Source organism: Altererythrobacter chaiwopuensis, assembly GCF_054957755.1.
In genome coordinates this window covers 70,713-92,795 of the sequence record NZ_JBTXJG010000002.1, presented here as the reverse complement: position 1 = coordinate 92,795, position 22,083 = coordinate 70,713, and the positions used below count along the sequence as shown (strand labels likewise).

Below are 22,083 nucleotides of genomic sequence, written 5' to 3'. Positions count from 1 at the left end.
TCAGGTGGCCCATTTTTCCGGGGGTTGGGACAAGGTGGGCGCTGATCCCGGGCATTGCAGCGTGGAAAGAGGAAGAAATTGATGGGCGTTCTTTCACCAACCCGTCGCTGGTCGCTCTTTATCGTGCTGTGCATTGCCGGGATTTTCAACGCGATGGATCGGCCCATCATCGCGATCCTCAAACCCGATATGATGGCCGATTTCGGGTGGACAGACAGCGATTTTGGTGACCTTGCCGCAGTAACACAATTCGCTGCTGCCTTTGCGTTTCTGTTCACAGGCTGGCTGGTCGATCGCCTTGGCGTCAATCGCTCGATGCAGCTTGGCGCATCTGCGTGGAGCGTGGCCGCCATGGCTCATGGCTGGGCGATTACTACCTGGCAGGTGGTGGGCGCGCGCGTGGGCCTGGGCGTTACCGAAGCGGTCCAGACCCCGCTGACCATCAAGGCTGTGGCCGCGCTATTCGAACCTAATCGCCGTTCGCTGGCATTTGGAGTTGCAACGCTTCTGGCCGGAGCCGGCACTATTGCCATGCCCTTTGTCATCCCTGCTCTGGCAGTCACGACCGGGTGGCGCGGCGCACTGGTGGTCGGCGGTATCGGCGGACTCATATCGCTGGCACTATGGATATGGTTGGCGCGCGGCATAGATTTTACCGTGCGCACATCGAATGAAAAGGGAGAAGCGGGCACCGGCAGCCCAGGCAACCCCGCTTCGGATTATGGCCCGATCTTGGCCAATCGCAAGACCTGGGCGATCGTGATTGCCAAGGCGCTGTCAGATATGACGTGGTGGTTCATAAATTTCTGGCTGGCGGATTTTTACCGCAAGGAGTTCGGGTTGACCATTCTGGAGCTGGCGATCCCGCTGGCGATCGCCTTTGCCGGATCCGGCCTTGGCGCAATGTTGGCAGGATGGGGCTCAACCCGGTTGCTCGAACGCGGCTGGTCGGTGAATCGGGTGCGCAAAACAGTCATGCTGTTATCAGCACTGGTCGTTGCGCCCTTGCCTCTGGTGCTCGAACTGAATGCCTTCTGGCCGGTTGCCATCATGATGGGTGTGGTGATGGCAGGACACCAGGGTTTCTCATTGTCGATCTTTTCCGTCATCACGGATGTTGTGCCCACAGCCAAGGTTGGCCGCGTCACCGCCTTCGGCGCATTCATGGGCAATATGGGCGGGGTGTTGATCAGCCTGGTGACCGGCAGGGTCCTGGATGCCGGATTTGGCTTTGCCCCCCTGTTCCTGTTCGCTGCAGCTTCATACCTGCTGGCGCTGGCATGGTTTCAGTTGTTGCTCCCGGAAATTCGGCGTGATGAGGGAGCCCTGGAGACAATGGCCTGAGTGCTGCCAACCTGGATGCGATGTTCCAGGCAATCGGTTGCGGATTTGTCCGCTAGCAGACGGTTTGGAAAATCGGTTTGAGACCAGATATGACGGATCCGCAGAGAATTTCGATCGACAGCAAAGGTGACCTTTTCGGCGAGATCTATCTTGCCGAACAGGGCAGCGATGGGGAAAATCAGCCCAAAGGGTCGCTCTTACCCGGTCTTCTGGTGACATTTGCCGCAGCCGCAGCCGCTGCATGGCTTTCGGAACACTATGGTTTCCCGATTATCCTGATGGGGCTGCTGGTGGGGCTATCGCTCAATTTCGTGTCGCGCGATACTGCAGTTCACCGCGGTCAGGATTTCGCTAGCCAGACCTTTCTGCGCTTGGGGATCGTCGCTCTTGGGTTGCAGGTAACGCTCGATCAAGTGCACGGACTGGGCCTCCAGTCGCTTCTTGCGCTGATCGGAATCATGACCGTTACCTTCATTGCCGGTATTGCCGGAGCCCGCATGACCGGCCAATCGCGCTATGCCGGGATATTGGCAGGCGGGGCGACCGCCATCTGCGGTGCCAGCGCTGCCTTGGCATTATACGGGGTCATCGGGCGGAAACGCCTTCCCCAGGCGCAATTCGCGCTCACCCTGGTCGGTGTGAGCCTGGCCAGCGCGCTGGCGATGTCGCTTTACCCAATGATTGCCGCCGAAATCGGGCTGACCGACCGGCAAGCCGGTTTCCTGATCGGCGCATCGGTACACGATGTCGCCCAGGCCATTGGCGGCGGGTACGCCTATTCCGACCTTGCCGGAAGCGAAGCGACAATTGTCAAATTGTCTCGTGTCGCCTTGCTTGCACCGGTGGTCATGCTGATATCGCTGTGGCTTGGTGCCACCGAAGTTTCCGGGTCGCGGCTTTCGCTGAAGCGGTTGCGGCTGCCCTGGTTCATCACGGCCTTTGCCCTGTTGGTAATCGTCAACAGCAGTTTCGATCTGCCTGAGCAGGTTCGCACGATGTCGCTGGCGGGCTCGAAGGGCTTGCTATTGCTCGCGGTTACAGCAACCGCCATGCGATCGCGCGTCGACCTGATCATGGAGTTGGGCTGGAAAGCGGGGACACCGATCGTAGCCGCATCGCTTGCCAGCTTCCTCGCATCACTGGCTTATGTGGTCTGGATCGGATTTTAAGTGAATGGGGGGCAGTATCTGGGCCGCTGGCTGAATCACGGCTTCTCGGGGTAAAAGCGAGAGCCCGGAAGGATAGGCTTCGGGCGGATGATTTGCCGGGGCGTCGTCAGTTTCTCCTGAAACTGCTATGCGGTTTCACGGGCTATCAAATGTGGTGGCAAAACTAGGCTTTCAGTATCCACGCCGGCAAGCCTCCGCAGGAGCAAATCTACAAGGCCTTTAGCTCCCGCGGCAATGTCCTGTCTCACAGTCGTAAGCGGCGGGACCGTCTGGCTCGCGATCGGTAGATCGTCGAAGCCGATCACTTTCACAGAATTTGGCACCGACACTCCACGCTCTCGAAGCTCTCTCAAGCAAGCAACCGCTACTGCGTCGGTGGCGGCAAAGATTCCATCGACCTTGCCTTCGATCTCGCTCAAATGCTCAGCGATCTCTCCGTTCATGCGATCAGCCGAAAGATGTGTAGGCAGCGCGCGGATCGGGATCGACATTCGATCGGCGATTTCTTTCGCACCGGCAAATCGGGCTGCGAACTCGATCGGCTCGGTATCGCCCAGAAAGGCAAGGCTCCTGGCCCCTGCGGCAATCAGCCTTTCAGCGGCGAGCTTGCCGCCGAGCCGGTTGTCACTGCCGACAACGCAGTGGCGCTGCCCCTCCTGGTGGTTGCCCCAAACAACCATTGGTAAATATCCATCGGCAATCTCTTCGATCCGGTCGAACTGGTCGGACTGGCCGATCACAATCACGCCATCGACTATGCCGGAGCCGATAAAGCGATCTAGCCAATCCTCATCCTGTGCCGGGATCACGCGCCGCAGCATCAGGTCATACCCCTTATCCGTGAGCTCATCGGCCAAATGGCCGAGCAGCGTCATGAAGAAGGTATCGGAAATCTGCTGATGCACATCGTGGCCAAGCGGAATGGCCACCCCTATCACGCCGGTCTTCTGCCTGCGCAGCTTGCTTGCCATCTGGTTGGGCCGGAACCCATGCTTTCGCGCAAGCGCTTCGATCTTTTCGCGCGTGTTGGCGTTGACCAGGCTCTTGCCTGCAAGTGCCCGCGATACCGTGCCCGGAGACACGCCTGCAAGCCTGGCCAGATCGGTAATGGTACGGACGGGCCGGCTGGTGTTTTCCGATTCAGGATGTTCGTGTTCGGACATTTAGCTTGCAATCGGTTCTTGCTCACGCGGTACGCGATGTCCAGCGTCAACAAACAGCGTTGCTATCGCCCCGGCAATCATCAGCATCCCGCCCAGCATCAGGACATTGCGCGGATCGCCGCCTAGTATCGGGTTGTAGATCAGCGGCATCGTCAATGTCTGGATCAACATGGGAATTACAATGAACATGTTGAAGATGCCCATATAAACTCCATTGCGTTCAGCCGGGATGGAATCCGCCAGCATCACATAGGTGTTCCCCATCATTCCGGCCCAGCCGATCCCGATCCCCAGCATCAGCACGAACAACGCGGCCGGCGTTTCGACCCCGGGCAACATCAGCATGGCCGTGCCCGATGCAGTCAAGCAGGCCGCATGTACCAGCCTTGCGCCTAACCGGGCAACGATCGGGATCAGCGCGAGTGCACCGACAAAGGCGATGAAATTATAGAACGCACCGGCTTGCTGTGTGGTGAGCGTCGCTTCCCTGAAAGCGGCGCTTGACGGGTCACTGGTATCGTAAAGAGCCCGGCCAACGGCAAAGGTCACATACTGCCAATAGGCAAACATTGCGTACCACTGACACAGCATGGCCACGGCAAGTTGTCGCATTGGCCTGGGCATGTCGCGGATGGCGTCGCCGATCTCGGTCAATGTGGCTTTGACGGTCATCGGCTTACTTTCGAGCACATCCTTTTCGTCATCGGTCATCGGCAACTCGGGAACGCGCCAGACCGACCAGACGATTGTCGATATCGACAGGATCGCTCCGATTGTGAAGGCGATGCGCACGATAACCGGGATCCCATTATCGTCGAGAACGTCGCGGGCGACGAACGCGGTCAGCAAAGTCGGAGCTAGATAGGAAAGGGTCTGTGCAAGGCCAGTAAATGCGCTTTGTGTGAGGAATCCCATAGAGCGCTGGTCGGGCAACAGCCGATCGGCAACATAGGCACGGTAGGGCTCCATTGTGATGTTGTTGCCCGCATCGAGTATCCAGAGCAGCGAAGCTGCCATCCACAGCGTGCTCGAATAAGGCATCAGGAAAAGGCTGATCGTGCAAATGATCGCGCCGATCAGGAAATAGGGCGTACGGCGGCCATAGCGCGAATTGGTGCGATCGCTCATCGCCCCCACGATCGGCTGGATGATGAGGCCGGTCATCGGCCCAGCCAACCACAGCAGCGGCATGGTAGCCTCGTCTGCGCCAAGGAAACCATAGATCGGCCCCATGTTGGCCTGCTGCAGCCCGAAACTGAACTGAAGGCCGAAAAAGCCGATATTCATTTCGATGATTCGCAGCAGTGAAAGCCGTGGTTTTCCGGCAGTTTGCATGATCAGATCCCTCTCCCGCACCAGCATTCCCCTGGCGTTGTGGCATTTTCGTGACATAGAACACCCGCAATTGCAAACGTTTGCAACTTTGTTATTGCAATCGTTTGCATTGGAATTATTCCTTGCCGCGAATCGCGCATTGATAGTGCGAGCCAATGAGGAGAGTTTTTGCCATGAAGTTTCGTCACGCTCTGGCTTTCGGCGTTGCGCTGAATGCCATTTCGACCCCCGCTTTCGCGCAGGATCAGTCCCCCGCCGCGAATGCCGGTTCGGCGCAAGAGGACAATGTCATCATCGTCACCGGTGTGGCCCGCAGCCAGAACCGCCTCGAAAGCTCGGTATCCATCAGCGCAGTCAGCGCAGAATCGATTGCCAACCTTAATCCGCGATCTTCTGCTGACCTTATTCGCCAGATCCCCGGCATCCGCTCGGAAGCCTCGGGTGGCGAAGGTAACGCCAACATCGCCGTGCGCGGCATTCCCGTGTCGACCGGTGGTGCGCGCTATATCCAGCTTCAGGAAGATGGGCTGCCGGTTCTCGAATTTGGCGATATCGTTTTCGGCAATGCTGACAATTTCGTTCGTGCAGATCGCAATATTGCGCGGGTTGAAGCGATCCGCGGCGGTTCGGCATCGACATTTGCTTCGAACTCACCCGGTGGCATCATCAACTTCATCTCCAAGACGGGCACCCAGGAAGGCGGCGCCATCCAGGGAACGGTTGGCGTGGATTTCGAGACCTACCGCCTCGACTTCGACTATGGCTCAAGCCTCAGCGAAGACACCTATTTCCACGTCGGCGGTTTCTACCGCACTGGCGAAGGTGCCCGCGACACCGGCTTTAACGGCAATAACGGCGGCCAGATCAAGGCAAACCTGACCAAGGAATTTGACAGCGGCTTCGTCCGCTTCTCCGCCAAATATCTGGATGACAGCACGCCCACGATCCTGCCCCAGCCCGTGTTCGTCGGCGGGACTGACAGCAATCCCGATTTCAACGCGATCCCCAATTTCGATCCGCGCCGGGATTCACTTTACAGCCGCTTCATCACCAACGCGGTCACGCTGGATGGGGACAACAACCCCACCTCGTTCAATTTCAATGATGGCCTGTCGGTCAAGTCCAAGGCTTTCGGCGTAGAAGCCGAGGTCGAGTTCGCCCCCGGCTGGACGCTCAACAACAAATTCCGCTTTGCTGACAATTCGGGCAGCTTCCTCTCGCCCTTCCCGGCAAGCGCCGGAGATGCCCAGTCTATCGCTGACGGAATCGGCGGCGCGGGCTCGAGCATTGTTTTTGCAAGCGGGCCCAACTCCGGCGCGATTGCTGACCCAGCCCTCATTGGCGGCAATGGCCTGCTGACCAATGTCGTGGTGTTCAACGTCCGGCTCAACAGCCTCGACAACATTACCAACGACATGCGCGTGTCGAAGGATTTCGATTTCGGTGCTGGTTCAGCCAGCTTCACGGCCGGCTTCTACGCATCGCGTCAGGACGTGAACACTGACTGGCTATGGACTTCGCACGTCCAGACGGTTGAGGGTGACGGAAACGCCGTGCTGGTCGACATCCTCGATGCGAATGGCGATCCGGTGACACAGAACGGCGTCGTCGGTTTTGGAGCCAGCTTCTTCGGCAACTGCTGCCGCCGCAATTACGATGTTCGCTACGACACATATGCGCCCTTCGCTTCGCTTTCGCTCGAACTTGATCGCCTTACCCTCGATGGCAGCATCCGCTATGACTTCGGTGAGGCTGACGGCACGATCACCGGATCGGACAGCGGCTTTGGCATTGGCCTGACGAGTTTCGATTTCAACAATGACGGCGTGATCGATCCAGCTGAGGCGCAAACCGGCGTTTTGCCGCTGACCGATGCGCGCCCGGTCAATTACGACTACGATTTCTTCTCGTTCTCACTGGGTGCGAACTATCTGCTCACCGATGATCTTTCGATCTTCGCGCGTTACAGCCAGGGCGGGCGCCATACGGCAGACCGGAGCCTGTTCTCACCTGCGGTCAGCGCAGTCGATGGCGATACGCCCGGCGGTGACGGCGGGGTGATTGCAGACGTCAATCAGCTGGAGGCAGGCCTGAAGTACCAGGGTGGAGGTGCCTCGCTTTATGCCACCGCCTTCTACGCCGAAACGAGCGAAACCAATGTCGAGATCGCACCACTCGTGCTCACAGACACGGACTATGAAGCATTCGGTATCGAGCTCGAAGGCGCTTACAGAATGGGTCCGTTCTCGATTTCGGCCGGTGCAACCTGGACGGATTCCGAAATCAAGCGGGCGCTCGACGCCAGCGTGGTCGGTAATACTCCTCGGCGCCAGGCTGACTTCGTCTATCAGGCCACTGCACAATATGAAGATGACTTCATCACGGCTGGCCTGAATGCCATCGGCACGACCGACAGTTTCGCGCAGGATTCCAACCAGCTGAAATTGCCGGGCTATACGCAGGTCAACGCCTTCCTTGCGGTGCGACCGCTTGAACGGCTTGAACTGTCGCTCAACGCGAATAACCTCTTCAATGAATTCGGCTATACCGAAGCGGAAGAGGGCTCGATTCCGGCCAACGGGATCGTGCGCGCGCGGTCCATCGCCGGTCGTACGATTTCGGCTTCGGTCCGCGTCAATTTCTGACCGGACGAGGACAGGGCCGACCGGATTCCTCCCTTCCGGTCGGCCCTTATTTTTTCTGACGCTTTGACTAGGGTGCTGGAATGACCACAGCCTGGACCGCCGATTGCGTGCGGAAAATCGATCTGCAGCATGCGTCGCGCGTGCCGGTCATTCACAAGATCGCCCGGTCCGAACTCGATCCTGACCGCGTCTATTGGGACATGTGGCCCATCCAGGATCTGGATGGGCGCATCGCGAACCTTGGCGGCCGCGAATTATGGATGGCGCTGTCTGCTCCGAGGCGTGACGATCCTGCACTTCGCCACTTCGAAGCGAAGATCCGCTTGCTCGAGCGGAGCAACGATTGCTGGATCGATCGGGGCGATGCATTGCCTGATTTTCCGGTTGATTATGAACGCGAATGGGCAGGCTCGGCGGTTAGCGATGGCACCGGTGTAACGCTCTATTTCACCGCCGCCGGAACCAGCGATCGCCCGGGGGGCTATCAGCAGCGACTGGTCGAAACCCGTGCGCAATTCGACTCAGACGGGCTGCCAAAGGAATGGACCCAGCCGCAGCGGTCGGTATCTGCAGAATCCGAATTCTACATGCCTGCCAACGCGCACGAGGGCGAAGCTGGCAAGATCAAGGCCTTCCGCGATCCGGCATATTTTCGCGACCCCGCGGACGGAAAGGAATATCTCATCTTCACGGCCTCGCTCGCCGGTTCCAAAAGCGCGCACAATGGCGCGGTCGGCATCGCGCGCCGAAGCGCCGATGGCTGGCAACTGATCGCCCCGCTGATCCACGCAGATGGCGTGAACAACGAACTCGAGCGCGCCCATGCGGTTTTCCATGACGGACGCTATTACGTGTTCTGGGTCACCCAGAACGCCACATTCGCGCCGGACTTGCAGCACGCGCCCACCGGGCTCTATGGGATGGTGGCGGACAACCTGCTGGGCGATTATAGACCGCTCAACGGCTCTGGTCTCGTGATTGCCAATGCCGAAGAAGAACCGTTGCAAAGCTACAGCTGGTTCGTCACGAAAGAGCTGTTGGTATCAAGCTTTGTCGACTTTTATGGATTGAAGGGCAGGCCCTTGCCAGAACAGGCGCATGAGGCGAGCAAATTCTTCGGCGGTGCTCCCGCTCCCTTGCTGCAACTGTGCATCGATGGTGATCGATGCAATTTGGCCAAGCCGGATTTGACATGACTGAAACTGGCCAGAAGCTGTTGGGAGCGATTGAGGCGGGCGGCACGAAATTCGTTCTTGCTGTGGGTCTTTCGCCGTCAGAAATCACCGCCCGGCACACAATACCAACCCGAGATCCGGCGACCACCCTGGCACAAGCTGCTGAATGGTTTGAAGGCCAGGGCAATCTCGGTGCTCTCGGCATTGCCAGCTTTGGCCCCGTCGAGCTCGACAGAACGTCGCCTGACTGGGGGCACATCACAAACACCCCCAAACGAGGCTGGGCGAATTGCGACATTGCCGGGTATTTTTCCGAGCGGCTTGGCGTGCCAATCGGATTCGATACTGACGTAAACGCTGCGGCACTTGCAGAATACAAGTACCGTCCATGCAAGAATGCCACATCGCTCGCGTATGTAACTGTCGGAACCGGCATCGGCGGAGGTCTGGTGATCGATGGACAACCGGTTCATGGTGCAGCCCACCCCGAAATGGGTCACATTTTCCCGCTGCGCCATCCAGCCGACCAGCGTTTCAGCGGTATCTGCCCACATCACGGCGATTGCCTGGAAGGACTGGCGAGCGGGCCGGCAATCAAGGCCCGCTGGGGCGAGTCATTGTCGCAGCTTCCTTCAGATCACGAGGCGCACGAAATAGTCGCCGCCTATCTGGCGCAGCTTTGCCATACGCTTATTGCCATTTCGGCAGTAGAGCTCGTCGTGCTCGGCGGCGGGGTTATGAAGACAAATCGTCTGCTCGAGCTGATCAATGCGCGAGTGTCCGAACTGGGAGCGAGCTACTTCCCCGGACAGTCCAAGCACAGGATTGTTGCGCCGAGCTTGGGTGACGATGCCGGGATCATCGGAGCGCTAACCTTGGCGCGAACCGCTTGACGTCCGCTTTCGGGAACTTGGAAACTGAGACTTAAAGCCTTGGACCAGGTGCAAGATGTCGTCGGCCAAACGCCAACCACTCACCGCATGTGGCAATGAATGGAAACCGCGAAACGGATTGGCCGGTTTCCTGCGTGTTGGCGGCCGGATGGACTATCCGTTCGGCCTCAGCCGCCACCAATTGCAATCGGTGTGATGAAGCCCAAGGGCTCTGATATCGCCCGAGAACGTCAACGGCCGGTACAATGCGTCTAATGTGAGCCCCTCATCCTCACCGCGCCTGCTCAACCATGGTATAGTGCTCCTAACACCAATGTCCTGTTGATAGATCGGCTGCATCCTGACAACACGTGCCTATTGCGCGCCGAGTCCCAGCACGAAGAATTGCAAGCGAACCGGAAGATGTGTGAGAAAGTTTAGAGGTTCAGTGCCTCTCGCAGGCTAAGGTTATTTACCTGATGGGTAAATTCGTCCGTCCATTGAAAGGTGAAATTCAGCGGGAAAACCGCAGCGATGAGCGGCGCACGCTTCGTTTGTCGGCAAGGGTCTCCTCTTCAAGCGATTGGGCTCAGGTTCTGATCCATGACCTGTCCGAAACAGGGTTGATGTTCGAAACCTCTGCCGGGCTTGCGATCGGCGAGATTGTCTCTGTCGATTTGCCATATATCGGCAAAAGTGAGGCAAGAATCGTATGGAAGGAAGGGGGCTCCCTGGGGTGCGAATTTTTGGTCCCCGTATCTCGAAAAACTGTAAGTGCTGCCTTGTTGCAGGCGTCCCGCGATCTGCGGGATAGTGAAATCGAGACGACCGTTGAGGAATTTCCAGTCGGTATCAAGCCAAGCCTGGAGGATTTGACAAAGTGGAGACTGAACTTTGAACAAACCAAGGCCGCGCAGGGTTACAGACTTGTCGGGTTTCGGCAGGCACCCGATGGCATGACTATCGCCATGATAACGAAGACAAACTGATCAGACGCGGCCCATTGTTTCGAATTCAGGGCTGCCAAAGCGATTAAGCCATTTTCGAGGTTCATCTGCGCGCATACTGCAATCAAGCGCTGTCAGACCAGCGGCTTCGCTGCTGCACCGCTCCCCCCTCTTTTGGATTATATCCGTTGTGGGACTGATCATGTTACGCTCTTTGTTATAGATGTTCGGGGTGCGAGCCAGAGACATATCGTGCCTATTGAACCGGATGAGAACTGACCATGCGGTCTGAGCTTGTTTTGAGGGGTGACTGCGATGAGTAGCAATGAAGAGCAAGAACGCCGGCGGAGCTTGGCCGAGATTGAGGTTGATCTCATAAAGGCCGAGAACGCATTCGCCGATGCCGATGCGCGTTTCAAAAAAGCGCAGCATGATCGCCGTGAAGCGATCAACATGATCGACAAGCACCAAGTCGAAATGGATGAGTGCTTTACCGAATTGCGCCAGCGCAGTGTGCCAGGCTCGAAGTGGCGCCAAGAGTCTGGCGAACCCGGGGAGACATTAGTGCTTCATTCGGAGGACATCGTGTCAGGAGAAGCACGGCAAACTACGGACGACGAACGCCTGACATCGGAGTCGACCAAGAAGGCTCTCGGCAGGGATTTCGATCGCTTGAGGGAGTCTGCCAACTCAACGGCAGAAGACCCGGTGCTCAAAGTCGTTTCCGGTCCAAGAAGGTAGAACCCTTCAAGCTCCTGCCTTAGTCGCTGCTGAGCGCAGTTGGGAGGTCTGAACGGCCAATTGTGACCGGCTGCAGTCGGCTGCCCGGATGCCGCAAATCGGCTTGGCCTGTCATCCTCCGCGATGAGCTGGGTGACGCGGCGCCATGGCTGGCCGCGCGAATTGTGATCATTATGGGGCCAAGCACTAACTCCAAAGCGCAATAGCCGTGCAACTGCGATGGATGGTAGACCTCAAGACTTGCTTGATGTCGCATTGGGAGCCGAATGAGGAACCCCTCGAACACCGGTATCGCTAAACAGAGTCATGCGAATTTCGCGCGATTGCGCCAGCTCGTGCAAGGGTCTCTGCCGAAGTTTATGTCCTTGGCATTCGCCGGTAGCGTCGCAACTTTCGTCATCGTTTCCGGCCCGCACCAAAGGCTCGATTGGCGGACGCAGGATGACCTGTCTGGCGGTGCAGACAAGGCCGACCAGCGTGCAAGAGCGCACCCGGATGAACCAGACGGCACCTCGCTTTTTCCGGCGAGCGCGGGTGCCGCCTTAGGCTTGTCAGGATTATCGAAGGCCGAACCGTTCCACTATCAGGGTACGGCGGTCAACCGTGCAAGAGCCGCGGAATGTCTTGCAGCCGCAGCATGGTATGAAGCCGGCGATGATCCGGCCGGGCAACGGGCGGTTATTCAGACCGTGGTCAACCGCGTGAACCACCCGAGCTGGCCCAATTCGTTTTGCGGTGTCGTGTTTGAAGGGTTCGAACGGCAGACCGGGTGCCAGTTCACCTTCACTTGCGATGGCTCGCTCAAACGGCGCCAGCCTTCAGGCGCCGCATGGAAACGCGCCATCCTGCGCTCAGAGCAGGCCCTGAACGGTTTCGTGGATGAGAGCGTGGGCACAGCAACGCATTATCACGCTTCCTATGTGTCCCCCTGGTGGAGCGGAAAGCTTCAACGTTTGACCTCTGTTGGACCACATATTTTCTACCGCTGGGCTGGCGGAAAGGGAGCAAACCGGCAGCAAAGGCATCTTGGAACAGAGCAGGACTACAAGACGCTGGTGCTGAAGAGCGTAGAGCGGTCGAAGGTTTTTGAACTTGCTGCCACGCAGCCGACCGACCAGCTTTCGGATCGCATTGAGGCAGCCATACCAGAAACCGCGCCGGATGCGGCAGCCATGCTACCTGATCGTGCCATATTCCTGCCTCTTAAGGAAAGCGAAGCAAGCGGCCGGTGGGCACTTGCGGCAATGAAATCCTGCAAGGGCCGTCAGGATTGCCAGGTTTTCGGCTATGATGATGGGGATGACATCAAGCGGAATCAGGCTCGAGCCGCGCAAGAGCGGGAACGACCAATTTTTCTGTTTGTTCGCGATGCAGCGTCGGCAATGACCCTCGCGCTTTGGGACTGCCAGAGGGTTGAGCGGCCGCGGAAAAGCGAATGCTTGCCGATCGACAGACGGGCGCTGACCGAACTTATGCGAGAGCGCGGTTAATCAGGTTGGTCTTTACGCAAAATCCGCGCTGTGCGGCTCAGCTATTGACGGCCGGTAGCCGGTGCTATGCGGCCATGTGATAGTTCGAAAAACCTCTCGTGCTCGCCCAGATTGCAGCTTGCGTTCTGTTGCTCACATCCAACTTCCGAAGAATGGCTTTCACGTGCACCTTCACGGTGGCTTCGCAAACGTGAAGCTCGCGCGCAATGACCTTGTTGGAGTATCCCGCCATAAGGCAGCACAGCACATCGCGTTCACGTACTGAAAGGTTCGCGCTCTCCATCTCATGCTCCAGATCTCCGCCCGGCACAGCGTGATCCAGATTATGCCGACTTAGCACCTCCGCAAGCTCGGACGGCAAAACCTTTTGTCCAAGTGTTACCAGGCGAAGCGCAGCTATAAGAGGCTGCGAGCTCATCGATTTGACGATATAACCGGCCACTCCGGCATCGAAGCATTCGACCATGCTGCTTATTTCGAATTTTTCAACCAGAATGGCAATTTTTACCCCAGGGTAAGCCGCGTTGATCGCCCTTACGGCCTCCATCTGGGTCTCGTGATCCTGCAAATCGATCACGACCGAGCAGTCAGGATCGATCCCCGATTCAACAATTCGGCTGACATCTCGACATGAAATAAGAATATTGAATCCATCCGAAGACAGAATTCGATGCAGTCCTTCACGAGAAATATCGTGCAAGCTGACTAAGCATAGGTCGCTGGACATGGCCGTTCCTTGGCAATTTCGATGTTTACCCCAGACCGTTCAGACCAATAACCACGGTTGGAATTATTATCGAAAAATTGCCGTGGCAGCGACTCCGAACGGCGAACACGAATGATGCGGTAATGCGACTAACAAATCAATGAACTTTTTTAACCAGTCCAAGGAAGTCGCATTACGGGACAGTCGGGGAAACAGGTTCTCGGGCTTTATCACGCTGCCAAGGCGCAAGAACAACCCCAGGGTGGCTCAGAAAAACGCCTCCTGCACGATAATCGTATCGCCAGGGGCAACCTTAAGCGCAGCTTTTTCCAGCTTGATCAGTTTGCTTTCCGCCCAGTCCTGGCGCTTCAGCACAACCGACGACTTTTGGGCACGCGGCGTGAAGCCGCCTGCCTTCGCAACAGCTTGCTCCAAGGTAAGCTCACCCCCATGCGGGTACGCGCCAGGCGCAGCGACTTCGCCAAGAATAAAGAAGGGACGATATTCGAGGATGTCTACGGAAACTCTAGGATAGAGCACATAGCCGCCAGCAGACAGCTTTTCCTCTATGATCTGCGCAACCTGCCTGGGATTCATGTTCTTCACCATGATGGGCTCCAGCAGCGGCAGAGATATGGCTCCCCCCATCCCCACATCATATTCTCCGGTCAGCGGTTCTTCATCGAATACGGTTACCTTCAGCTTGTCTCCTGCATCGATAAGATAACCCGTTGCGAGCTCGCTGTTGGCTTGCGACACGGTCATGACTGCCAGGTTATTCGACGCGCATGCCGCAGCCAGGCCGAACAATGCGGTAAGGATTGCTCCCCTGAACAGTCGCCGCATCGAAACGATCGTTGCTTCAGACATGCAATCTTCCCTTTTCCTGACAAATCCGAATGATGGATTTCGCGCCACTCGGTTTTAGTTGGGTTAGGCCATGCCGGCTTACCTTTGAATTACCATTTGGGGGGATCTGCGCGGGTTTTCGGTCGCCCCCGTTAGCCCCTTTGGTTGGACTAGACTTACAACCGATGCGCGATTGTTCATGTGACCATTCTGGTGAAGCTTGTGGTTCTGGTGCCCGTTGGATCGAACCGATTTCCGGACGAGCCAACGGCCCCAGTTAATCAGCAATCGAACAACCGAGCGCCATGCACACGACCAAACATGACAGTGCCCTGAGAGATGCAAAAGCATCTGGCGACACGCTGTTTTTCGGCGCGAACTCGTCGCTTTCCGAACGTGAGCTGATCGTGATGGCATCCGATCTGGCCACACAATCCCGAGCGACGAACGGGCTGCTGGTTCGGGTGCGCGACATAGCGATTTCGGCCGCCATGCTCGTTGTGCTTTTCCCGGTGATGGCACTTGCAGCGTTGCTCATTGCAATTACGAGTCCGGGCCCGGTCGTATTCAAACAGACGCGCGTTGGCATGAACGGGCGGGGTTTCGGCTGCTACAAATTCCGCTCGATGCGGATTGACGCGGAAGAGCATCTTGCAAGTTTACTTGAAACAAAGGCAGAGCTCCGACACGAATGGGACCGCAATCATAAGCTTAGCCGCGATCCGCGAATAACCCCGATCGGCCGGTTCTTGCGGCATACCAGCATCGATGAGCTTCCCCAATTGATCAATGTCATCCGTGGCGACATGAGCCTGGTGGGGCCACGCCCGATCGTGTCTTCCGAAGTGCCAAAGTACGGTCGCTACATTACGAGCTATTTCAGTGTCAGGCCTGGCCTGACTGGCCTTTGGCAAGTTACCGGTCGCAACGATTCGACTTATCGCCGCAGGGTCGCAGCCGATGTACTTTATTCCCGGTCGAAATCGCTGTGGTTCGATTTCAAGATCTTGCTGTTGACCATTCCCGCAGTGATCACAGGCAAAGGATCTTGCTGATGCGCCATTTGTCCGATCACCAGACCAACCAGAACAAGAAGGCCCAGAGCGCCAGGGCAGCTGGCAAAGCGAAAAGTACACCACGGGCAAAGCTAGGGCGCTGCGGCTTTCGATCACAACGAGGCCGAGAGCTGGTTGGTTTGGAAGATTCCAGCATGCTGATCGCACTATCCATAGTGGTTATAGACCTACTCCTTTTGGCTGAAAATTTCTATAGGGGAATTGGTTTAGGCATCACCCGGGTCCTAACCCTGCTGAAGGCTCGCAAGTCTCCTGCGGCCAAGCAACGCCGCTCTCAGCGGACCCGGCCCATCAAGAACTCGGGCTTGGGAAAGAATTTCGGGCAGGAGCTTGAGGACCTGGCGTTCATCATCTGCTTGGCGTTTGTGCCGAGGAGGCGAAATTCCAAATCCATGTACGAGGCGATCTCGGTCAGGGCATTGTCTGGAAGAAGACATCATGGCGGCATCATTTTGCGTCTCGCTGCCTTCACGTGCATGTGCCTCGTGGCGCCGAGACTGGCACTGGCCGAAGCGCCAGAAGTTGTAACGCCGGTCAAGCTGTTCGATCCGGATTCAGGCGAAGGGATCAGGGTTTCGCCGGGGTTCATCCTGTATCCGCAGGCGATCGTAGACCTGACCTACGACACCAATATCTATAATGTCGATTTTGGCGAGATCGAGGACGGTGTCGTGTCGCTAAGGCCGGCTTTCGTCCTCCGGTCCGACTTCTCGCGGCACGCTGTCAGCTTGGAAGGCGCCGCTGAACTAAGGCGATACTTCGACATATCCGATGAGAATAGCGAACAATACAGGCTGAACGCCCGGGCTCTGTTGGAGCTAGGCCTTGGCATCGATGTTGCGGCCAATGCGGGGTACAACCGGGGGATCGAACGGCGCGGGACGGCTGGCGATATATTCTTCAGCGACGAGCCTATTTCATTCCATGAAAAAACGGCCGGAATCGAAGTGGCGCGGACCGGGAACAAGCTGGAAATCGCGCTTGGGGCCGGTGTCATCAAACGAGACTATTCGGACACCGTGCTCGGTGGGGCGCCAATCGATCTTTCGTTGCGCGATGTCACTGTGCGCACAGCGAAATTCAGGGCTGACTTGGGAGTCAACGCCAAGACCAAGATCTTCGGCGAATTGCGCGGCAACGAAATCGATTACCAGATTGCGACCACCCCCTCGCGAAACTCGAGCGGTTATGCGGCGCTGATCGGTGTCAGGCATGAACTCACCGGCCTGATCGATCTGGAGGCAGGCGTTGGCTATATCAGCCAGGATTTCGACGACCCTTCGATCAAGTCGGCAGGCGAAATAAACTACCGGCTTGCAGCGAGCTGGACTCCTTCGCCGAAATGGAAACTTGACGCCAGCGCCAGCCGTCTTGTCGATCCGAGCAGGAGCCAGGAAGCGCCGGCAATCATCACAAGCGAATTCAAGCTCTCAGCGCAGCACGCCATCGGCGATCGCGTCTTGGTAGGCGCCGAGGCCGGCTACCTGGAGGAAGAGTACAAGACCACCCTCCGCAAGGACAAACGCGCATTTGTATCCGGATCAACAACTTACAGGCTGGCGGACAGGATCGGAGTTTTCGTGTCGGTTGGATACCGCGACCAGGACGGGGGAGCATTCGGCCGTTCATACAAGGGCTTTGCAGGCACCATAGGCCTGCGATCGGCATGGTGAGGTCGAAATGAAACGGCAGCGCCAGCTCAATAATTATCGTTTCTGCTGCAGGAAACGTGGAGATCATGGATGAGTGGATCGACTGATCTGGTCAGGGCAGGCGCGCCTGGTACCGGAATGACCAATTATGGTGCATATCCACCGGCCCAGACCGACCGGCTAGATTTGCGCGAGAGCGTAAGTTTCTTCCATCGGCAGCTCAAGCTGATCCTGCTGGTAACAGCCGCGGCCCTGCTGGCCGGTCTGGCGATTTCGCTGTTGGCTGGAAAGACATACCGCGCGGAAGCGACCGTGATGTTGACGAACGATGCAGCGATCGTAACTCAATCGACATCCACACTTTCGGCCCAGCCTGTGTTGAGCGATGAAGTGGTCGAGACGCAGATACAGATCATCACTTCTCAGGAGATGGCCCAACGCGTGGCTCAGGAGCTGGGCCTGACCGAAGGCATGTCTGACAGCGATCAGCGTGCCCTTCTTGAACAGCTCCAGGAACATGTTTCAGCAAGGCGGGCGGGCGAAAGTTACGCCTTGGCCATTTCCTATGAAGCCGAGGAGGCAAAGGCTGCTGCCGATATAACGAACGAATTTGCACGCCAGTTCGTCAATTGGGAACTCGATTCAGAAAAGCAGCGGAATGCAGATGCCCGCAATATCGTGGAGCAACGCCTGGCCGAGCTGCGCGATCAGGCTCAGGCCGACACTCAGGCACTCCAGCAATACAGGATAAAGAATAACCTGCTCAGCACTTCGGGCGCATCCCTTACAGAGCAGGAAATCGCAACCTACAACCAGGAGGTAACAACAGCGCGTGCGGCAGCGGCAGCAGACCAGGCGCGGCTGCGAACCGCCCTCGCCCAGCTCAGTTCCGGGTCAACCGGGGATGATGTCGGTGAAGCGCTGGATTCGCCGGTCATTTCCTCATTGCGCTCCCAGGAAGCCCTGGCTGCGACCAGCGTTGCAGACCTGTCGGCGAAATACGGCCCCAATCACCCACTGCTCATTCGCGCGCAGAGCCAGCTGGACGAGGTTCGGCGCAGGATCGAAGCAGAGATCGGTCGAGTGGTTTCCAACCTGAGGGCCAAGCAGGACGTCTCGCAACAGCGCCTCGCATCTTTGACTTCAAGTCTCGCTGCGGCGCGCGGTCGGCTATCCCAAAACAATGATGCAATGGTTGGTCTCAGCGAACTGGAGCGCGCCGCCGAAGCATCTCAAGGCATCTACGAAACCTATCTTAACCGCTTCAAGGAGCTTATTGCAGCGGAAGGCAGCGAAAAGCCGAGTGCAAATATCCTCACCTTGGCGGAAGCACCAATCTTTCCCGCTTCGCCGAACATAATCCTCAATATGGTATTGGCATTGGTCATTGGCCTGGGCCTGGGAGTATTGGCAGCCTACATCAAGGAAGCCCTGTTCCATGGTCTTTCCACGCCCGAAGAAGTGGAACGCGACCTGGGCATTCCGTGCCTGGCGTCGATCCCGCTCCTGTCATCGATCGACGATGGCAACGACCACCCGGCAACGGCCATACAGGATGCTCCGAAATCGGGATTCTCAGAGGCGTTCCGTTCGCTCGGCGCATCGATTGATCTGGCCACGCAGGGACAGGCAAAAGTTATCGCGATTACGTCCGCGCTGCCCAACGAAGGCAAAACGGTCATGTCGTGTTGCCTGGCCAGCGTATTGGCGGCGGGCGGGATGCGCACCATGCTGATTGATTGTGATTTGCGCAGGCAAGGCATCAGCCGGCTGCTGAACATGCAGGCAGGGCAAAAAGGTCTTATCGATGTATTGAAAGGGACGGCGCCGATCGATTTTGAGCAATATGTAGGAGAGAATGTCTTCTGCGTTCTTCCGCTGTCACCAAGCGCGGAGGAACCGGAGCACCTGCTGCGCGGACAGGAATTCGTGGACCTCCTGGAGCGGCTTCGCGGCCATTTTGACAGGATCATTCTCGACCTGCCACCAGTCCTTCCGATAGCCGCCTCTCGCATATTGGCGGGCCGCGCCGATGTTGTTGTATTCGCAACAAAATGGCGCGCAACTTCGAAGTTTGCGATCCGCGCCGCGCTGAGGAGGCTCCCACCCGACAAGGTCAATGTCCTTGGCGCCGTGCTTAACGGTGTCAACATGAAACGCCGGTCGTTCCTCGATCCGCACGACCCGTATTTCTATTATTCGCAGTACAAGGAATATTATGCCTAGACTGGCCGCCGAGCGGACGGGCTTGGATCATTCTTTGATCAATGGAACCTTTTCGGAACGGCGCGTGGCGATTGTGCACTATTGGTTTGTCGCAATGCGCGGCGGCGAACGGGTGGTCGAGCGGCTCCTGCGGATCTTCCCGAATGCCGACATTTTTACCAATGTCTATGACCCGCGCAGCATGTCGGCGACCCTGAAGCAGGCGCCGATCAAAGCGGGTTTCGTCAACCGGCTTCCGTTCGCACGGCGTTTGTATCAATATTACCTGCCGCTGATGCCGATGGCGCTCGAGTGCCTCGATCTCACTGCCTATGACCTTGTCATAAGCAGTGAATCCGGCCCTGCAAAAGGTGTGATCACCCGGCCAGACGCGATGCACCTGTGCTACTGCCATTCCCCCATGAGATACTTATGGGATCACTATCACCAGTATCGCGCCGAAGCACCCTTGCTTGCCCGCGGGGCGATGCCGTTGATCTATCATCGCTTGCGTCAGTGGGACGTCACCTCGAGTGCCCGGGTCGACCAGTTCATTGCCAATTCCCATTTCATCCAGCAGCGCATCCGCAAGGTCTGGCGCCGCGAATCCGAGGTGATCCACCCTCCGGTCGATACCAGTCTTTTCCACCAGTCGGACGAGATTGATGACAACTACCTCTGGGTCGGACAGATGGTGCCTTACAAGCGCCCTGACCTTGCGGTTGAAGCCTTCAATGCGAACGGCTTGCCGCTGACCATGGTCGGCACGGGAAGCATGTTGAAGAAATTGCAGGCCATCGCGCAGCCGAATATCGTCTTTATCGATCGGCTCGATTTTGCCTCGCTCAAGAATGCCTACGCGCGTTGCAAGGCGCTGGTCATCACGGCGGAAGAAGACTTCGGCATTTCCCCTGTCGAAACCATGGCTTCGGGCCGACCCGTGGTCGCATACGGACGCGGCGGGGTAAGGGACAGCGTCTTACACGGCCAGACCGGGATCTTTTTCGACGAGCAAACGGCCGGATCGCTCATCGAAGCAGTCAAACAGATGGAGTTTTTCGTGAAGGATTTTGATCCTTCGGTGGCCATCAAACAGGCAAGCCTTTTCGAACCGGAGCAGTTCGACCGGAAGATATTGCAAATGGCGCAGCCGAACTGAGCGAAGAGGGCAATGGAACTCACCATTATCGGCATGGTCCAGATCCTGATCGGCACCTATGTCGTGCTGGCTGGCAGCGTGCGAGGCGCACTTATCTTTCTTGTCATCAGCGCGCTTCTTGATGGTTCCGCCGCCATTTCACTCCCTGGTTTGGGGGGCTCATCCATCCCGCCGGTTCAATTCGCGCTGCTGTTTACCAGCCTGAGAATTCTGGCTCCAAAAGGAGGCTATCTCCGCTTTTTGCCAGCTGCTGTGAGCGAGAATAAATGGATCGTCTTCTTTGTTTTGTACGGCATGGTCTGCGCGTACCTGGCGCCGCGCATGTTCGGAGGCATGGTGGATGTTTTTCCCATGCGGCCGGACCCATCGATGGGCCCCTTCGACACCGTCCCGCTGCAGCCTACCTCGCAGAACCTGACCGCTGGTTTCTATCTGTTGGGCGCACTGCTGCTCGCAATCTCAAGCTATATATTTTGCCGTCTCCCCTCGGGTGGTGACGCCCTGGTCACAGCGCTCATCCTCGCCAGTTGGCTTCATATAGGAACGGGTGGTCTTGACCTGCTGACACGTGGGACGAGTTTCGAGGTAATCCTCAGTCTATTCCGAAATGGCGGTTACACACCGCTCGACTTGTCCATTTCAGGCTTCATCCGCATCAGAGGCGTGCTTCCAGAGGCATCGAGCTATGCTGGCCTGGGCTTCACTCTTTTTCTCGCGATGGCTGAATTGTGGTACCGGTCAATCCGGACACGGGCGACGGGATTGGCGGCTGCGGCTCTTGCACTGATGCTGGTGTTAAGCACCGCATCAACCGCATATGTGGCGCTTGGTGCCTACGCCCTGTTCTTCACTTTTCGCGCAATGATCTTTCCTGCTGCAACCCCGCCCGGGAAATTGGCGCGCGCGGTAATTGCAGCCTGCGGTATTCTGTTCTTACTGGCCGTGCTCATGGCGACTATCCCTCGGCTGCCATTCGCCGTTTATGAGTTGATCGTTGACATGACAGTCGGAAAGCCAGCCAGCTTTTCCGGTCAGCAAAGGCTGTTCTGGGCTCTCCAGGGTTGGGACAGCTTCATTGCTTCGTATGGACTGGGAATTGGCCCGGGCAGCTTTCGATCATCAAGCATGGTCACGGCCATCCTCGGTTCGACCGGATTGATCGGCATAGTAACATTTGGAATCTATCTGAAATCGGTTTTCCAGGCTTCGAAGAAGTCGACCTGGGGTATCGGCCCGATCCCTTACCAGTCCATCGGCGGTGCTCTGGCAACCGCAGCGGTGATGAGCCTCGTACCAGCAGCAATATCCTCACCTCATGCGATACCCGCCGCCCTGTTTTCCATCATGGCCGGTGCTGCGATAGCCTTGCGTACGAGCTTGGCAGATGTGGCCGAAGAACTGAAACCCCAGTTTACGGAGTTTCGCTGGGAAAGCCGGGTTAAGACGGAAAAGGTCACCACTTCGTGACCCGCCCGCGACTGCCCTGCCCCGCAGCCACCCAGACAGCTGCCATGCCCTGCCAAGCTCCGGGCCGGGCACCCGCCGAAGTCATTCG

Annotated in this window: 17 protein-coding genes; 13 read left to right on the top strand and 4 right to left on the bottom strand. The window is 57.4% G+C overall.

Going from position 1 to position 22,083, the window contains the following annotated elements:
• The first annotated feature begins 81 nt into the window (after positions 1-81).
• Positions 82-1,344, top strand: a complete 1,263-nt coding sequence (locus ACX2DJ_RS11020; protein ID WP_462572674.1) for an MFS transporter — start codon at positions 82-84, stop codon at positions 1,342-1,344.
• 89 nt (positions 1,345-1,433) lie between these two features.
• Positions 1,434-2,513 carry a YeiH family protein gene (locus ACX2DJ_RS11015; protein ID WP_462572673.1) on the top strand — a complete coding sequence of 360 codons (1,080 nt, stop codon included), beginning with the start codon at positions 1,434-1,436 and terminating at the stop codon, positions 2,511-2,513.
• A 125-nt stretch (positions 2,514-2,638) separates the two neighbouring features.
• Here ACX2DJ_RS11015 and ACX2DJ_RS11010 read toward each other — a convergent pair whose 3' ends face one another.
• Both ACX2DJ_RS11010 and ACX2DJ_RS11005 read right to left on the bottom strand, forming a co-directional pair.
• The gene (locus tag ACX2DJ_RS11010; RefSeq protein WP_462572672.1) at positions 2,639-3,676 is read right to left on the bottom strand and encodes a LacI family DNA-binding transcriptional regulator; all 1,038 of its coding nucleotides are present in this window, start codon (positions 3,674-3,676) and stop codon (positions 2,639-2,641) included.
• On the bottom strand, positions 3,677-5,011 hold the full coding sequence (locus ACX2DJ_RS11005; RefSeq protein ID WP_462572671.1) for an MFS transporter: 1,335 nt from the start codon (positions 5,009-5,011) through the stop codon (positions 3,677-3,679).
• 173 nt (positions 5,012-5,184) lie between these two features.
• On the opposite strand from ACX2DJ_RS11005, the gene ACX2DJ_RS11000 reads away from it, so the two are divergent.
• The 6 genes from ACX2DJ_RS11000 (at position 5,185) to ACX2DJ_RS10975 (ending at position 12,881) form a co-directional block, all read left to right on the top strand.
• A complete protein-coding gene (locus ACX2DJ_RS11000; RefSeq protein ID WP_462572669.1) occupies positions 5,185-7,656 on the top strand; it encodes a TonB-dependent receptor in 2,472 nt (823 codons plus the stop codon).
• 80 nt (positions 7,657-7,736) lie between these two features.
• Positions 7,737-8,852, top strand: coding sequence for a glycoside hydrolase family 68 protein (locus ACX2DJ_RS10995; protein ID WP_462572668.1), 1,116 nt, complete (start codon positions 7,737-7,739; stop codon positions 8,850-8,852).
• Positions 8,849-9,724, top strand: coding sequence for an ROK family protein (locus ACX2DJ_RS10990; protein ID WP_462572667.1), 876 nt, complete (start codon positions 8,849-8,851; stop codon positions 9,722-9,724). Before ACX2DJ_RS10995 ends, ACX2DJ_RS10990 begins: the two co-directional genes overlap by 4 nt.
• A 458-nt stretch (positions 9,725-10,182) precedes the next feature.
• Complete coding sequence (locus ACX2DJ_RS10985) at positions 10,183-10,692, top strand: PilZ domain-containing protein (RefSeq protein WP_462572666.1); 510 nt, start codon at positions 10,183-10,185, stop codon at positions 10,690-10,692.
• 273 nt (positions 10,693-10,965) lie between these two features.
• A complete protein-coding gene (locus ACX2DJ_RS10980) occupies positions 10,966-11,391 on the top strand; it encodes a hypothetical protein (RefSeq protein WP_462572665.1) in 426 nt (141 codons plus the stop codon).
• A gap of 323 nt (positions 11,392-11,714) precedes the next feature.
• A complete protein-coding gene (locus tag ACX2DJ_RS10975) occupies positions 11,715-12,881 on the top strand; it encodes a cell wall hydrolase (protein WP_462572664.1) in 1,167 nt (388 codons plus the stop codon).
• Between the two features lie 64 nt (positions 12,882-12,945).
• Here ACX2DJ_RS10975 and ACX2DJ_RS10970 read toward each other — a convergent pair whose 3' ends face one another.
• Together ACX2DJ_RS10970 and ACX2DJ_RS10965 are read right to left on the bottom strand one after the other, a co-directional pair.
• Entirely contained in the window at positions 12,946-13,608 is a 663-nt protein-coding gene (locus ACX2DJ_RS10970) for a LuxR C-terminal-related transcriptional regulator (RefSeq protein WP_462572662.1), read from the bottom strand.
• Between the two features lie 246 nt (positions 13,609-13,854).
• Positions 13,855-14,457 (bottom strand): polysaccharide biosynthesis/export family protein, encoded by a 603-nt coding sequence (locus ACX2DJ_RS10965; RefSeq protein WP_462572661.1) that lies wholly within the window; start codon positions 14,455-14,457, stop codon positions 13,855-13,857.
• 284 nt (positions 14,458-14,741) lie between these two features.
• Here ACX2DJ_RS10965 and ACX2DJ_RS10960 point away from each other — a divergent pair, with 284 nt between their 5' ends.
• From ACX2DJ_RS10960 to ACX2DJ_RS10940, 5 genes are all read left to right on the top strand, one after another.
• A complete protein-coding gene (locus ACX2DJ_RS10960) occupies positions 14,742-15,491 on the top strand; it encodes a sugar transferase (RefSeq protein WP_462572660.1) in 750 nt (249 codons plus the stop codon).
• The gene (locus ACX2DJ_RS10955; protein WP_462573076.1) at positions 15,491-17,185 is read left to right on the top strand and encodes an outer membrane beta-barrel protein; all 1,695 of its coding nucleotides are present in this window, start codon (positions 15,491-15,493) and stop codon (positions 17,183-17,185) included. Before ACX2DJ_RS10960 ends, ACX2DJ_RS10955 begins: the two co-directional genes overlap by 1 nt.
• Before the next feature lie 69 nt (positions 17,186-17,254).
• Positions 17,255-19,390, top strand: a complete 2,136-nt coding sequence (locus ACX2DJ_RS10950) for a GumC family protein (protein ID WP_462572659.1) — start codon at positions 17,255-17,257, stop codon at positions 19,388-19,390.
• Positions 19,391-19,484: 94 nt separating this feature from the next.
• Positions 19,485-20,528, top strand: a complete 1,044-nt coding sequence (locus ACX2DJ_RS10945) for a glycosyltransferase (RefSeq protein WP_462572657.1) — start codon at positions 19,485-19,487, stop codon at positions 20,526-20,528.
• A gap of 12 nt (positions 20,529-20,540) precedes the next feature.
• Complete coding sequence (locus ACX2DJ_RS10940) at positions 20,541-21,995, top strand: glycoside hydrolase (RefSeq protein WP_462572655.1); 1,455 nt, start codon at positions 20,541-20,543, stop codon at positions 21,993-21,995.
• Positions 21,996-22,083: the final 88 nt, after the last annotated feature.

Coding starts and splice junctions, on each gene's coding strand:
- ACX2DJ_RS10980 (WP_462572665.1), top strand. CDS start 10,966: ATGAGTAGCAATGAAGAGCAAGAACGCCGGCGGAGCTTGGCCGAGATT.
- ACX2DJ_RS11010 (WP_462572672.1), bottom strand. CDS start 3,676: ATGTCCGAACACGAACATCCTGAATCGGAAAACACCAGCCGGCCCGTC.
- ACX2DJ_RS11015 (WP_462572673.1), top strand. CDS start 1,434: ATGACGGATCCGCAGAGAATTTCGATCGACAGCAAAGGTGACCTTTTC.
- ACX2DJ_RS10950 (WP_462572659.1), top strand. CDS start 17,255: ATGAGTGGATCGACTGATCTGGTCAGGGCAGGCGCGCCTGGTACCGGA.
- ACX2DJ_RS10970 (WP_462572662.1), bottom strand. CDS start 13,608: ATGTCCAGCGACCTATGCTTAGTCAGCTTGCACGATATTTCTCGTGAA.
- ACX2DJ_RS10965 (WP_462572661.1), bottom strand. CDS start 14,457: ATGTCTGAAGCAACGATCGTTTCGATGCGGCGACTGTTCAGGGGAGCA.
- ACX2DJ_RS10940 (WP_462572655.1), top strand. CDS start 20,541: ATGGAACTCACCATTATCGGCATGGTCCAGATCCTGATCGGCACCTAT.
- ACX2DJ_RS10990 (WP_462572667.1), top strand. CDS start 8,849: ATGACTGAAACTGGCCAGAAGCTGTTGGGAGCGATTGAGGCGGGCGGC.
- ACX2DJ_RS10960 (WP_462572660.1), top strand. CDS start 14,742: ATGCACACGACCAAACATGACAGTGCCCTGAGAGATGCAAAAGCATCT.
- ACX2DJ_RS11020 (WP_462572674.1), top strand. CDS start 82: ATGGGCGTTCTTTCACCAACCCGTCGCTGGTCGCTCTTTATCGTGCTG.
- ACX2DJ_RS11005 (WP_462572671.1), bottom strand. CDS start 5,011: ATGCAAACTGCCGGAAAACCACGGCTTTCACTGCTGCGAATCATCGAA.
- ACX2DJ_RS10945 (WP_462572657.1), top strand. CDS start 19,485: ATGCGCGGCGGCGAACGGGTGGTCGAGCGGCTCCTGCGGATCTTCCCG.
- ACX2DJ_RS11000 (WP_462572669.1), top strand. CDS start 5,185: ATGAAGTTTCGTCACGCTCTGGCTTTCGGCGTTGCGCTGAATGCCATT.
- ACX2DJ_RS10985 (WP_462572666.1), top strand. CDS start 10,183: ATGGGTAAATTCGTCCGTCCATTGAAAGGTGAAATTCAGCGGGAAAAC.
- ACX2DJ_RS10955 (WP_462573076.1), top strand. CDS start 15,491: ATGCGCCATTTGTCCGATCACCAGACCAACCAGAACAAGAAGGCCCAG.
- ACX2DJ_RS10995 (WP_462572668.1), top strand. CDS start 7,737: ATGACCACAGCCTGGACCGCCGATTGCGTGCGGAAAATCGATCTGCAG.